Genomic DNA, 13,217 nt, shown 5'->3' with positions numbered 1-13,217 from the left:
GTGTACAGGAATGTATGAGAGGCACCGTCGAGACGAGGCGGACAACTGGGGTGCTGTGGAGGCCGTGTGAACGGTAGAGCAGACACCCGCAGAAAGCCAAGCGATCATCGGTTGCCGCGCGTCGGCAGGACGCGGTGTGGCCAGAGGATGGCATACAGCTAGGCAGGACTGGCATTGAGACGCGCTATGCGAATGAAGAAGTCGTCAGCTATGGGTGATTGGAGCGAGGGCAACAAATTTTGGTACGTGTCGAGGTGGTTGTGCCCCACGCTGCTCCATCCCGAACCAGGCCGTGAACGCGACACACACCGAGGCTACTGCAGCACCCGCTGTGGGAACGTAGGGGGATGCGTACCATTCCATAAGAACGCCGTTGAGCATTTATTTGTTCAACGGCGTTTTTGCATTTAATCTTCTTCTATTGCTAATTCGCGGATGGTAAGGCCGAGCGATTGGACAATTTCTAGCGCTTGACGTGGCTCGATAATCAAGCCTTGTAGTTGCTTTGGCTCAAGCTGCATGCCAGCAATCTGCGAGCCGCGAATATCAACGTTGCTCAGGGTGGCATTGCGAAAATTGGCTCGACTCAGGTCGCAATTGCGAAAGCAAACATCGCTTAGCTTGGCAGATTCAAACGTGCTTTCGAGCATGCGACAATCGACGAAGTGGATATGCTCAAGCCGCGCCGACCACCAGACACTATAATCCAGTTGACAAATATTGAAAACAATATGCTCTGCTTGAGCTTCAACAAATTTCATGCCACCTAAACGGCTATTGTGCCATTCCAAACGCTCAAGATGGCTTTTCTCCCAATTGGCATGGCTCAAATCGCATTGCTCAAAACTGCTATCGACCAGCTGCGATTGCTGCAACACCACGTGATCAAATTGGCATTGGCGCACAATCGATTGCTCCATGAAAATATCTTTGGCCCGTTGTTGACTGAAATTAAGCTGCTGCATGCTCAACTGCGCATAGGTACCATTATCGTTCAAGCGTAATTCAGTGACACTTTTTAGCTCATTTGCTGGGCAATGTTGTGGCGGAGTAATGCCTTGGTAGCGTTTGCGACGTGGACGTGCCATGTTTTTGCACCTCTCAGAATTAAACGAACAGGTGTGTTATTTTAATCTGTTTGGCGAATTTGGCAACTAAACAGAGCGCGCTTACTATTGCAGTAAGCGCGCTCTGTTTGGTTTAGGTTAGTGGCTTGAGGTTGGCAACAATGGCCTCGCGGCGTGGCTCAAGGAATGGTGGCAAGACTACCGATTCGCCTAACGTGGCTGGATCTTCATCGACTGCAAAGCCCGGCCCATCAGTGGCAATTTCAAACAAAATGCCATTTGGTTCGCGGAAATAGAGACTGCGGAAGTAGTAGCGATCAATTTCGCCGCTGGTGCGAATGCTTAATTCGCGCAAACGCCGCGTCCAACCATGATATTCTTCTTCGTTGGGCGTCCGAAACGCCACGTGATGCACGCCACCAGCGCCTGGTTGGGCTGGCGCCAAATCTGGCTGTACCACAACATGCAATTCTGAATCTACGCCGCCTTTGCCCATTTCATAGACATAAACTGGGTATTCCTTGCCTTCGTTGAGGCTATATTGGCGAACTTGGCGCATATTCAGCGCTTTGGTCAACACAATATCGGTAGCTTCAAGCTTGGGCACGCTCATGCGAATTGGCCCAAGCCCACGAATTTGGTGCTCAGCTGGCACGGGGCTGGCATCCCATGGCGTATTTGGATCGCCAGCGCCTGCATCATCAATTAAGCTCAGGCGTTGGCCCTCGTTATCAGCAAAATCGATGGTCAAGCGGCCATCACGCTCAAGCACGCCGCTATGCTGAACGCCTTGTTGGCTCAAGCGTTCAGCCCACCACTCAAGACTGGCTTTGCCCGTCACCCGCAAGGCAGTATTACAAATGCTATGCGTGCCGCGTTGTTCTGGCCCAACTGGCCAATCAAAAAAGGTAATGTCGCTGCCAGGCGAGCCTGCGCCATCGGCATAAAATAAATGATAAGCACTCACATCATCTTGATTAACGGTGCGCTTGACCAGCCGCATGCCTAAAACTTGAGTATAAAAACGATAATTTTCACGCACATTGGCGCTGACTGCCGTAAGATGGTGGATTCCGGTTAATTGCATAGTCGCAGGCCTCATAAACTCTGGCTAGCCCATTTCAGCTAGCGCTTGTATTGTACAACGCTTTTCAAGTTGACATAAATTATTGAATAATTAACTCTTGACTTAAAACATACTATAGGGTATGTTTTACTTAGATTGATTAAATTCAACGAGGATGCAATGCAACCGATAACGATTATTGGCGGGGGAATTGGCGGTTTATGTTTGGCAATTGGCCTAGAGCAACGCCAGATCCCAGTGCAAATCTATGAGGCTGCGCCAGCGCTCCGGCCTGTTGGGGCTGGCATTTTATTGGCTCCCAATGCCATGAATTTGCTCGAACGCTGGGGCTTGGCCGAAGCTGTACGCCAGCGTGGGTTGTGCCTTAGTGCGTTGGGCGGCAGCGAATTTGGCATTGTGGATGCACAAGGCCGGAGTTTATTGACTGGTTTTGATTTGAAATTAATGCGTGAGCGTTTTGGCCAAGAGTTGGTGACGATTAGCCGCGCTGCCTTGCAACAAACCCTGCTCGCAGCCTTGCCAACAGATTGCGTACAGCTTGGCAAGCGGTTGGTGGGCTTGCAACAAACAGCCGAGTCAGTTCAGGCCGAATTTGCTGATGGCTCAACGATTCAGAATGCGTGCTTGATTGGGGCCGATGGCTTGCGCTCGGCAGTGCGCGAACAGATTTTCCCCAAGCAATGCTTGCGCTATTCGGGCCAAACCTCGCATCGTGCCTTGGTGCAGCTCGATTATCGTGAATTGGGCCAGCCAGTTGCTGCTGAAATTTGGGGCCAGCAGCTGCGGTTTGGCTATACGCCAGTTGGGCAGGATTTGGTTTATTGGTATGCGACCAGCCTTGCAGCCCAAGGCCAGCGTGATGCTTCGCCTGCTGCTGCCCGAGCCAGTTTGCTTGCCCAAGGCCATGATTTGCCAGCAATCGCCAAAACGCTGATTGAGCGCACCAGCAATGAAGCCTTGCTGCGTACCGATATTAGCGATTTAGCCCATTTAAAAACCTGGTATCAAGGCCGAATTGGCTTGCTTGGCGATGCAGCCCATGCAACAACGCCCAACCTAGGCCAAGGTGGTTGCCAAGCGATTGAAGATGCTTGGGTGTTGGCCGAGATGCTTGCACGCTACGAACAACCCCAATTAGCCTTTTTGCACTATCAAAAACGCCGTATGCCCAAAGCCCAAGCAATTGTTGATACTTCGTGGCTGGTTGGCTCACTGGTGCATTTGCCGCATGCATGGCAACAACAGCTGCGCAATCGTGTTTTGCGGCTGGTGCCACGCAGTTTGGGCCAACGCCAAACCAATTTTATCTATGCGCTGAATTTTTGAATGCCGCTGGTACGGCTCCAAGACTTATTGGAGCCTTAAATACAAAAGGCTGTCGCAGCATCGAGACAGCCCACGAGACACAACTCTGGGTACTGATTGTTGGTTTAGCAGTGCAATGAGAGCAGCAGGTGGGTGCGTAGGTTATTCCAGGTTTGGCTGGTCATAAGGCTTTGTTTATCGCGTGGCCGGGGCAAATCAACGGTAATTATTTCTTTGATCGTTGCACTTGGCCCATCGCTGAAGACCACAATCCGATCGCTGAGATAAATCGCTTCATCAATATCGTGGGTAACCATCACCACGGTTTCAGTGCGGGCATCGCCGCTCCACAAATCTAATAATTCTTCTTGCAAGCTCCCTCGCGTTAGGGCATCGAGTGCGCCAAATGGCTCATCGAGCAAGAGCATCCGTGGATGCACTGCAAAGGCGCGAGCAATTGCTACCCGTTGGCGCATACCGCCGGAAAGCTGCATTGGCTTTTTGTGGACATGGTTGCTGAGGCCAACCCGCGCTAGTACTGCATCGGTCAAGGCTTTGCGCTCTGCTTTGCTCAGCTCAGTTTGCACCGAATCGACAGCTTCATAGACATTTTGATAGACTGAAAGCCACGGCAACAGCGAATAATGCTGAAATACCATCGCGCGTTCTGGGCTTGGGGCTTCAATTGGCTTGCCATCAAAGACCATCGTGCCTGTGCTAATGCTCGTCAGGCCAGCAATCATATTCAACAAGCTGCTTTTACCACAGCCAGAATGGCCAATAAAGCTAATAAACTCGCCCGATTGAATGGTTAGCTCAATCTCGCGCAGGATGTTGATTTGGCCTTGGCCGCTGGGATAATTCTTGCCCACGCCGCTAATTTCGAGCAATGGAGCGGCCTCCATTGGCAAGATTGCGCTATTAACTGATGTGCGCGCTAACAACCGTGGAGCCATTAGTGACCTCCTTCTTGCCACGCTGCCATGCGTTGGCCAAGCAAACTAAATAAGCGATCTAAGCACAAACCAGTGATGCCAATGATCAAAATTGCGCTCATCACCCGTTCCAACGAGAGCGCATTCCACGAATCCCACACAAAGAAGCCCAAGCCCGTGCCACCAGCCAACATTTCGCCAGCCACAATCACCATCCACGCAATGCCCATCGAAAGCCGCATGCCCGTCAAAATTGCGGGAAAAGCTGCGGGCAACAGCACTTTGCTGACATAGCGCCAGCGGCTAAAGCGAAATACTTTGGAAACAGCTTTGAGATCGGCAGGAATATGTTGCACGCCCATGGTGGTATTGACTAAGGTTGGCCAGAGCGAGGTAATGACAATCGCAAAAACCACGGCTTTGGGTGCATTGTGGAGTACCGCTAAACCTAATGGATACCAGGCTAGCGGCGAGACAGGCCGCAAAATTTCAATCACTGGTGCAATCATTTTGCGCAGCCGAGCACTACTACCAAGAAGCATGCCAAGCGGAATGGCGATGGCGATGCCAATTCCCCAGCCAGTAAAAACCCTTCCCAACGAGGCCAAGAGCTGAATCCCAATGCCCTTGTCATTCGGGCCATTGTCGTAGAACGGGTCGCTTAATAGCTCGCGCAAGGTGCTGGCGGTGGCGAAGGGTGTTGGTAAATTGCCGCCTGAAAGCCAAGCAGCACCTTGCCATAAGCTCGCTAAAATAAGCATCCCAATGATGATTGGGCTAAGCGTTTGCCAGATTATTTTGAGCCAATAGCGCATGCTGGTCAGCGCTGAATGTTCACGTCGGGGAATAATGTCGATCATCTGGGCCATGAAGATCTCCTTTGTGGTTGGCAAGCGAGTGGTTTTGGTGTGTTGGCGACTGAAGCCGTGATTCTTCAATCGCGAAGCTGAGGCGTGATGGCCTGCGGACTAGGATGGGCTTTTGGGGTCGAAGCTGCGTTGATCAAGCGTGACGGTGAATGGCTGTAAATCGTCGCTCGCCACCGTTAAGCTCATTTCTTTGGCAACTTCTGCATAAAGGTCGCGCAAAATCAGCTTGTCGGCGATGGCATTGTAGTCGGGGGCGTTTGGCACAAGCCCAAAGCGCACATATTGCGCCATAAACCAAATTGCATGGCTGCGTTGTGGCTCATTAACTGCGCCTGCTTGATGAAACACCATGCTTTTGTTTGGCTCGAATGTGCGCTCGCCGAGGGTTGTACCCAAATTGTATTGGCCCTTCAGCCGCGCTTCAATCACATCAACTGGAGCGTTGACATAGGCTTGGCCGCTGATAACGTTGGCTGCTTCGGCGCGGTTGTTGAAATCGTCGAGCCATTGCGAGGCCTCAAGAATCGCCTTCATTACATTTTTGAGCTCAGCGCGGCGTTTCTCGGCAAAGCTGGGGTTGACCACCAAGGCTTTCTCTGGGTGTCCCGCCCACAGATCTTGGGTTGCTAACACTGTTTCGCCAATGCCCTCTTTGACCGCCACGCCGTTCCATGGCTCGCCCACGCAAAAGCCATCCATCTCGCCGATCCGCATATTGGCGACCATTTGCGGTGGGGGAATCGTGATAATTTTGACGCTTTGTTGATCAACACCAGCGGCGGCAAGCCAGTAGCGCAGCCAAAGATCGTGGGTTCCGCCGGGGAAGGTCGCGGCAAAGGTGGCTGGCTTATCAGCAGGTCGTTGGCTGAGCAGCGCTTTGAGTTTGCTTGGGTCGCCATAGCCTGCCTCTTTGGCCAAGGCGCTGCTGAGGGTAATGCCTTGCCCATTTTGGTTCAGCACCATCGCAATTTGGAGTTCGCTCTCAGCCTTGCCGCCTACGCCCGTGTAGACCGAGAACGGCATGCCAAACAAACAGTGGGCCGCATCGAGGTCGCCAGTTAACAACTTATCGCGCACATTGGCCCACGAAGCCTCTTTAACGACCTCAACATTAAGCCCATATTTCTTGTAATAGCCCAAAGTGTCGGCCATTACGACCGAAGCACAATCAGTCAGCGGAATAAAGCCAATTTTGATTGGACGCTCGCCTGTTTCGTTGGCTGTTTCACCACCGCAGGCAGTCAATAGGCTGGGAGTGGCGATGGCAGCACCGAACGTTGCGGCAGTTTTGAGGAAATCGCGACGGCTGATTTTAGACATTGGAAGCTCCTCCATGAAACCTGTGGCACGCACAGCGAACGCTTGGGAAATCGCGATGATTTATAGATTGACATAATTGATCATCGCTGGCACGATTCACCAACGTTGGTGAGGCTGCGTGGCGTTGCAGGAGCTATCGCGAAGCGAACAGGTTTGGTCGCACACCGTCAGCGGTGGAAACTGCATTCGTTGCAGGGAGTTGAGCTAAACATTGTTGGCACGCATAGTTAGAAGGTTTGGCGCTGGTTATCAACGTGATTGAGAATTTGCTGCACCATCTGGCCCATAAACGGTTGCTCAGGCATAATTACCTGTTGAATGCCAATGTTGATCAGAGCTTGGGCGCACGATGGGCCGACGGCGGCGACGATTGCTTGCTGCATTGCCGTAATTAATGCTTGAGTCTGGCCTTGTTGCTCGGCAACCTGCACCAAATGGCGCACCTGAATTTGGCTGGTAAAGCTGAAAATATCGATCCGGCCAGCAATTGCTTGCTCAATCAGCGCATACAACGGGCTGAGGTCGGCTGGCAATTGCCATTCGTAGACGCTCTGTTCGTGGAGCACGGCCCCACGTTCGCGGCAATAATCGGCTAATTTGCTATCGCGCTCGCCGTAGTGCAGCAAGCCAACGCCACGTCCAGCCAGCTCAACCTGATCAAGGCTGCTGATTAAATCGTTGATTGTATAGGGCGAGGCTGCGCTGATGCTTGGGCGTAATCCATAACGGCGCAAAACGGCGGTTGGCTTCGGGCCACGGCAAACGAGGGTTATTTTTGTCAATGCGGCTAGCATTGCTTGCTCAAGCCCCAAACTGGCAGCAGCATCAATTAATTGTTGCGTGCCAACCCCAGTCAACAAAATCATCAGTTCGATTCGGCCTGCTTCAAGCTGCTGCAAAACTGCTTGGGCAACAGGAGCCGCATCAACACTGACCTCGCGTAAAGCTGGGGCATGGATTGGGATCGCGCCATGGCGAGTGAGCAAATTGGCTAATTCCGAGGCGCGACGCGCTTCAAGAATTGCAACTCGTTGACCGTCTAAACTACTCATTGGCTGCTCCGTTTGCCAGCGGCCATTGCTGGAACTGTGGCGGCTTCGCCAAATTTGATGTTGATGCCTTCGACGATTGGGCGTAATTGGACTGCACATGCCTTGAGTTCTGGTTGCTTGCTAATTGGGTCGGCAGCGTTGATGCTCAACACATTGGGGTTGCCATCGTCCCAGTGAATTGGCATAAACAAACAGCCTGGCATCATTTCTGGATTAATTTGTACCACTGAGGTGCAACTGCCGCGCCGTCCGATGACCGCGATTTTTTCGCCAGCGCTCACGCCGAGCGTATTGGCATCGTCTGGGTGAATTTCGATAAAGCTGCCGTTATGGCGTTGATTGAGCTTAGCCACGTTGGCGGTGCGGGTGCGAGTATGCCATTGCTCCAAAACCCGCCCAGTTGTTAGCCAAAATGGAAATTCGTAGCTTGGCACTTCTGCTGGTTCAACCGGCACGGTCACGTGGAAGTTGGCGCGCCCAGTGGCAGTGGCAAATCGGCCATCGCTATACAAACGCACAGTGCCAGCATGATCTTCGGCGGGGCAGGGCCATTGAATTGGGCCATTGCGCAGCCGTGCGTAGCTCACGCCGCTCACATCAAGCGGATAGCGCCCAGCGGTCAAATTGCGATATTCATCCCAAATTGCTTCTGCATTGGCAAAATTTAGCGCAAAGCCCATTCGCTTGGCGACTGCTTGCACCAGCCACCAATCGGGCATAGCCTCGCCTGGCGCTGGATAAGCCGGATTCAACAAGGTAATATGGCGATCTGACGCGGTGAAGGTGCCAAGGCTTTCGGCCCATTGGGCGGCAGGCAAGGCAATATCTGCATAGGCCAAACATGAGCTTGTATTATACACGTCTTGCACAATCACCAATTCAGCTTTTTCGAGCGCTGCGCGAATCGTGCTGTTATTAGGCATCGAGTGCAAGGGATTGGTGCCGATGATCCAAATTGCTTTGAGCTTGCCTTCGGCCAATTGGCTGAACATGGTTTGGGCATCGGGGCCGGGCGTAGCGCTGATGCTGCCAAGCGGAATGCCCCATGCTTGCTCGATTGCCGTGCGATGCTCAGCTACATCAACCCGGCGATAGCCAGGCAATTGATGGGCCAAATATCCAACTTCGCGCCCGCCCATTGCGTTTGGCTGGCCTGTTAGTGAAAATGGGCCACAACCTGGCTTGCCAATTCGGCCTGTTGCTAAGTGCAAATTGATGATCGCTGTGGCTTTGGCTACCCCATTGCGGCTTTGATTAACGCCCATGCTCCATAGGCTCAGGGTGCGTTGGCTGGCAACCAAGATTGCGCCAGCAGCCTCAATGTCATCAACGCTTAAACCTGTTGCCAAGGCGGTTTGGGCTGGAGTCCAAGCGGCGACGGCTGCGGCAATTTCGCTCCAGCCAGTCGTATGTTGGGCGATAAATTCATAATCAACGGCGCCATCGCGAATTAAGATATGTAATAAACCATTGAGCAACGCGGTGTCGCTGCCTGGTGCTACGGCCAAGTGTAAGCTGGCATAGCGCGAGGTTTGGGTGCGCCGTGGATCAACCACAATCAATGTTGCGCCATGTTTGCGCACTTGCTGCTCAATCCGGCGATAGACAATCGGATGGCATTCGGCGGTATTCGAGCCAACGATTAGAAAACAATCTGCTTGTTCGATGTCGCTATAGCTACAGGGCGGGCCATCAGTGCCCAAGCTACGAGTGTAGGCAGCCACGGCGCTCGCCATACACAGGCGCGAGTTGGCATCCATGGTGTTGGTGCCCAGCAATCCCTTGCATAGCTTGGTCACCAAATAGCTGGTTTCGTTGGTGAGCTGGCCCGAAAGATAAAAACCAATTGCCTCGTTGCCATGCGCTGCGCGAATGGCGTTCAGGCGTTGAGCAGCGTGATCGAGCGCCTGCTCAAGCCCAACCGTGTGCAAGGCAGCATGGCGGTCGCTGCGAATCTGAGCATGGGTTAGGCGTGATTCTGGGGTGAGCATTTGCTCAATCGTTGCCCCTTTGATGCAGAGCTTGCCTTGATTGGCGGGGTGGGCGCTATCGCCAGTGACGCGCACAACCTTGCCAGCATTGACGGTTAATTCGATGCCACAGCCAACGCCGCAATAGGGGCATTGTGAACGCACAAGCTTGGTCATGATCGTTATTTCCCATCCAAAATGGCGAGTTCAGCAGCAATCCGTCCAGCCAATTGATCAACCGGAATTTTGCGTGCTTTGAGGGTCGCCAGTTGCTGATGATTGCCACCAACAAAGAGATCGAAGGCATCAACGATGCTGCCATCTTCAAGCCGCAACCGTTGCGCTTGCAAGCCAATTTCGCCAACGTGGTGCTGGCCGCAGGCGTGTACACAGCCAGAAACTTTCAAATCGACCCGCCGCTCGGCAGGAATCAAGCTGGCTAATTCTTCGGCAACTTGTAATGACAATTCTTTGGTGTCGCTCAAGGCAAAGTGGCAATAATCGCGACCAGTGCAGCTGACCAAGCCGCGCAAGGCACCAGGTGCATGCGGTTGGAGCACCTGCAATAGTGGCTCGGCCAATAAGCGGTCGAGGCAGGTTTCATGCACATTCGGAATCAGAATGTTTTGGTCGGGAGTTAAGCGCAACTCGCCAGTGCCATAGGCATCAGCCAAATCAGCAATTTCGGCCATTTGCTGAGCATTGGTGCGACCAACTGGCACCAACAACCCAACGGTTATAAAGCCTTGGTCTTGTTGTTTGTGCACGCCTAAGTGATCGCCGTTGTGGGCTGCCAGCAACGATTCGCCAGCGCTAAAGAATGGCTGGCCAAAGACTTTTTCAACTTCGGCCATAAAGCGCGCCATGCCCCACTCGCGAATCAGCCATTTCAATCGGGCTTCAGTGCGTTTTTCGCGCGAGCCATTATCGCGAAACACGCTCAACACAGCGCGACAGAAGGGCAAGGCTTGTTCGGTAGTCAAGAAGATGCCTGCATCTTGGCCGAGTTGCGGGGTTGTGCCACCCAAGGCTCCGCCGAGTGCTACGTGAAAACCAAGCACGCGATAGCCATTAATTTCCTTGGCGGCAGGAGTCATGCCAATATCGTTGGCTCGGCTATGGGCACAATCGTGCGAACAACCGCTAATCGTAATGTTGAATTTGCGTGGCAAATCGCTAAATTCGCGGCCAAGTAAGGCCAACGACACGCTTTGAGCAATTGGCGCAGCGTTGAAAATTTCTTCGTGGTGCAGGCCAGCCAAAGGGCAGCCCATCACATTGCGATAATTATCAAGCCCAGTTTGTTGTGAGGTCAGGCCAACATTTTGCAACCGTTGAAACACTTCTGGTACGTCTTCGATTCGCAGCCAGCGCAATTGAATATTCTCGCGGGTCGTCAAATCCATAGTATTGCGGCCAAAATCGCGTGAAACGCTGACGATGGCGCGCATTTGGCGGGTGCTCAAAATGCCGTTGGGAATCCGCAGGCGCTGCATAAAAAAACCTGGGGTTTGTTTGCGATGCAGCAAACCATACCATTTCAAGCGTTCGATCTCATCTTCGGGAATCGCGGCGAAGCCCAAGCTAGCATAGCGATACAGATCGGGCAGGACATCGAGGCCATTTTTGAGCTTTTTGATCGTTTCAATTTGAACAGCCATGAGCATCCTCCATAACAGTATCAAGCATCAAATCGTCGTCGTATTCGCGAATTTGGCGCGGCGTGCAGGCATATAAACGGCGGAAGGCGGCGCTAAAGTGGGCAGCGCTGGCGTAGCCAAGTTGGCTGGCAATGCTGCCAATCGGCAAATTGGTGCTGGCCAGCAGCATATTGGCCTCGCTGAGCCGCAGCATTTGTAAATAGCTGAGTGGGCTAAGCCCAGTACAGGCCAGAAAATCTCGTTGCAGTTGGCGTGGGCTAATGTGCAAGCTTGAAGCCAATTGACTAATGCTTGGTGGCCGTTCGAGATTTTTCATCATTAAGGCTTGGGCTTTTTCGACCGATTGGGCTTGAGTTGGTGCATAGCCTTGCAAGCTTGTTTGAAAATCGAGCGCACTGAGTAGGGCCAAAAGCGTGGTTGCTGCGTTTTCCAAGGTTGCTGGTGGCGCTTCGGGCAAGCCTGCGATTGTGATCAACTGGCGTGCGGCGTGCAGCGCTGGCGGTGGCACATAACGCACTGCCAACAAGGGCGAACGGGCTGCATCTTTAATCAAATAGCCATGGCGTTGATTGAACTGGGCATGCTGATTGAGAAAATGTTGCCAACCCTCGCTGGTCCAGGTCAAGTTGAGCCAATCGGTGGTAGCACCAGGCAAGTAGCGAATCCGCAAGGGATCAGCCTGCGGGCTGGTGAGCACCAACGAGGTTGGCGCTTGGCAAAAGCTACGCTCGCCATAACTAACATAACGGGTACCACTGAGGGTCAATTGCATCGACCAGTTGCGCCAGCGTTCGAGTTGCGGCATTAATGGCCGTTGGTCGGTAAAACGGCGACGTTCAATGCTCAGGCCATGGCGGCGAAAGAGCGGCAGCGTTGTCGCCCATTGCAGGTTGTTTCGAAAACGCACCAATCCATTCATGCGCAGCCTACACTTCTAAGTAGCCAAGATCGAGGATCAACAGACCACTACCTTCACCAGCGACACAGACGTCGAGCACGGTTCCGGCGGGATGTTCCTCAACGATGGCAAGCGACACATGAATTGCTGAATCGGCGGCAACTGGAAAATAGCGTAAAACCTGGCCATTGCGCAAAATTGAAACATTAACGAGGCTGCTGATGGTGCTGCCTGCTCGAAAGTAGAGCATGCCAGTGGTGCGGTTGGCTGGCACGACATAGCGCAAATCAAGCATTTGTGGGTTGAAAAAACCCTTGCCTTCAAATTCGACGATTGTTTGCAGGAGCACTGGAGTGCCCTCACCCATAAACATGCCCATAACTGCGTCCTTTCGTTGCTGTAGAGGATCGACGTTTGGGGCAGTCATTGCCGAGAATGAGCATCGCTGCTGCCTACGCTCGCATCATCGAGAGCATGGGCAGGCGAGGTGAGGTATTGGTACAAGGAGTGTAGCAGAGGCTTCGTATATACAATATCATGCTGGGCTATGTGGGCTATCGGGCAATTCTACCAGCGCTTAACCGCAGCTTTTTGTGCAGGTTGTACAATCTGCTTAGCTAGGTACTAGCAGGTACTATACAAAAAACGACATTGCCTTGAATCTAGGCGAATGCCAATTTAGGCCTTAACAAAGCCATAATAATGCGTTGATAGCTCGGGTTAAATCGTCAATATTCTTAACCAGCACACTCGACAAGAGGGCGAGTTGCCCTATACTACTGCTCAAGCAGGCGATCAGTGATGAGCGTAAGCGAGGCTTCAAGCGCACACATTCACCCACTGTTGACCAGGCAAGCATCAATGTGGCAAATGATTGCTTAACCAGAGGGCTGGGCCGAAGCAAATTTGCCCGATCTGAATTACGAGCAACGCTCAAACCCAAAACACCTATGGCATGAATGCGATGAGTGTTTATGCTGTTTAACCACTGCTGATAGCCCAATTGGGCTAAGGCTACTCACTCTGAAGGGGTAGCCTTGTTAGCGATAAAGG

General features: G+C 52.6%; 11 protein-coding genes. 1 reads left to right on the top strand and 10 read right to left on the bottom strand.

Translation table 11 applies throughout. The annotated features are described in order from the left end of the window. Nucleotides 1-407: 407 nt before the first annotated feature. Together SE18_RS10665 and SE18_RS10660 are read right to left on the bottom strand one after the other, a co-directional pair. Nucleotides 408-1,088: a pentapeptide repeat-containing protein gene (locus SE18_RS10665; protein ID WP_054534443.1), complete on the bottom strand. Its 681-nt coding sequence runs from the start codon at nt 1,086-1,088 to the stop codon at nt 408-410. A gap of 112 nt (nt 1,089-1,200) precedes the next feature. After that, complete coding sequence (locus SE18_RS10660; protein ID WP_054534442.1) at nt 1,201-2,154, bottom strand: ring-cleaving dioxygenase; 954 nt, start codon at nt 2,152-2,154, stop codon at nt 1,201-1,203. Between the two features lie 159 nt (nt 2,155-2,313). Between SE18_RS10660 and SE18_RS10655 the strand changes: the two genes are divergently transcribed. Continuing rightward, nucleotides 2,314-3,480: an FAD-dependent monooxygenase gene (locus SE18_RS10655; protein ID WP_054534441.1), complete on the top strand. Its 1,167-nt coding sequence runs from the start codon at nt 2,314-2,316 to the stop codon at nt 3,478-3,480. 104 nt (nt 3,481-3,584) lie between these two features. Here SE18_RS10655 and SE18_RS10650 read toward each other — a convergent pair whose 3' ends face one another. From SE18_RS10650 to SE18_RS10615, 8 genes are all read right to left on the bottom strand, one after another. Then, nucleotides 3,585-4,415, bottom strand: coding sequence for an ABC transporter ATP-binding protein (locus tag SE18_RS10650; RefSeq protein ID WP_054534440.1), 831 nt, complete (start codon nt 4,413-4,415; stop codon nt 3,585-3,587). Then, a complete protein-coding gene (ntrB, locus tag SE18_RS10645; RefSeq protein ID WP_054534439.1) occupies nt 4,415-5,263 on the bottom strand; it encodes a nitrate ABC transporter permease in 849 nt (282 codons plus the stop codon). The genes SE18_RS10650 and ntrB overlap by 1 nt, the downstream gene beginning before the upstream one ends. Nucleotides 5,264-5,362: 99 nt before the next feature. Next, entirely contained in the window at nt 5,363-6,583 is a 1,221-nt protein-coding gene (locus tag SE18_RS10640; RefSeq protein WP_054534438.1) for a CmpA/NrtA family ABC transporter substrate-binding protein, read from the bottom strand. A gap of 227 nt (nt 6,584-6,810) precedes the next feature. Further along, the gene (locus SE18_RS10635) at nt 6,811-7,635 is read right to left on the bottom strand and encodes a uroporphyrinogen-III synthase (protein ID WP_054534437.1); all 825 of its coding nucleotides are present in this window, start codon (nt 7,633-7,635) and stop codon (nt 6,811-6,813) included. Further along, the gene (locus tag SE18_RS10630; RefSeq protein WP_054534436.1) at nt 7,632-9,782 is read right to left on the bottom strand and encodes a molybdopterin oxidoreductase family protein; all 2,151 of its coding nucleotides are present in this window, start codon (nt 9,780-9,782) and stop codon (nt 7,632-7,634) included. The genes SE18_RS10635 and SE18_RS10630 overlap by 4 nt, the downstream gene beginning before the upstream one ends. A gap of 5 nt (nt 9,783-9,787) precedes the next feature. Then, a complete protein-coding gene (locus SE18_RS10625) occupies nt 9,788-11,266 on the bottom strand; it encodes a hypothetical protein (protein WP_054534435.1) in 1,479 nt (492 codons plus the stop codon). Further along, nucleotides 11,250-12,173 (bottom strand): AraC family transcriptional regulator, encoded by a 924-nt coding sequence (locus SE18_RS10620; RefSeq protein WP_160319496.1) that lies wholly within the window; start codon nt 12,171-12,173, stop codon nt 11,250-11,252. The genes SE18_RS10625 and SE18_RS10620 overlap by 17 nt, the downstream gene beginning before the upstream one ends. A gap of 19 nt (nt 12,174-12,192) precedes the next feature. Then, nucleotides 12,193-12,543 (bottom strand): hypothetical protein, encoded by a 351-nt coding sequence (locus tag SE18_RS10615; RefSeq protein WP_054534433.1) that lies wholly within the window; start codon nt 12,541-12,543, stop codon nt 12,193-12,195. Nucleotides 12,544-13,217 lie beyond the last annotated feature (674 nt).

Source organism: Herpetosiphon geysericola (assembly GCF_001306135.1).
In the GTDB taxonomy this organism is placed as follows: domain Bacteria; phylum Chloroflexota; class Chloroflexia; order Chloroflexales; family Herpetosiphonaceae; genus Herpetosiphon; species Herpetosiphon geysericola.
This window is presented reverse-complemented; position numbering and strand designations above follow the sequence as displayed.

Bases quoted from the DNA above. Each gene is read 5' to 3' on its own strand.
- SE18_RS10665 (WP_054534443.1), bottom strand. From the start codon at position 1,088: ATGGCACGTCCACGTCGCAAACGCTACCAAGGCATTACTCCGCCACAA.
- SE18_RS10660 (WP_054534442.1), bottom strand. From the start codon at position 2,154: ATGCAATTAACCGGAATCCACCATCTTACGGCAGTCAGCGCCAATGTG.
- SE18_RS10655 (WP_054534441.1), top strand. From the start codon at position 2,314: ATGCAACCGATAACGATTATTGGCGGGGGAATTGGCGGTTTATGTTTG.
- SE18_RS10650 (WP_054534440.1), bottom strand. From the start codon at position 4,415: ATGGCTCCACGGTTGTTAGCGCGCACATCAGTTAATAGCGCAATCTTG.
- ntrB (WP_054534439.1), bottom strand. From the start codon at position 5,263: ATGGCCCAGATGATCGACATTATTCCCCGACGTGAACATTCAGCGCTG.
- SE18_RS10640 (WP_054534438.1), bottom strand. From the start codon at position 6,583: ATGTCTAAAATCAGCCGTCGCGATTTCCTCAAAACTGCCGCAACGTTC.
- SE18_RS10635 (WP_054534437.1), bottom strand. From the start codon at position 7,635: ATGAGTAGTTTAGACGGTCAACGAGTTGCAATTCTTGAAGCGCGTCGC.
- SE18_RS10630 (WP_054534436.1), bottom strand. From the start codon at position 9,782: ATGACCAAGCTTGTGCGTTCACAATGCCCCTATTGCGGCGTTGGCTGT.
- SE18_RS10625 (WP_054534435.1), bottom strand. From the start codon at position 11,266: ATGGCTGTTCAAATTGAAACGATCAAAAAGCTCAAAAATGGCCTCGAT.
- SE18_RS10615 (WP_054534433.1), bottom strand. From the start codon at position 12,543: ATGGGCATGTTTATGGGTGAGGGCACTCCAGTGCTCCTGCAAACAATC.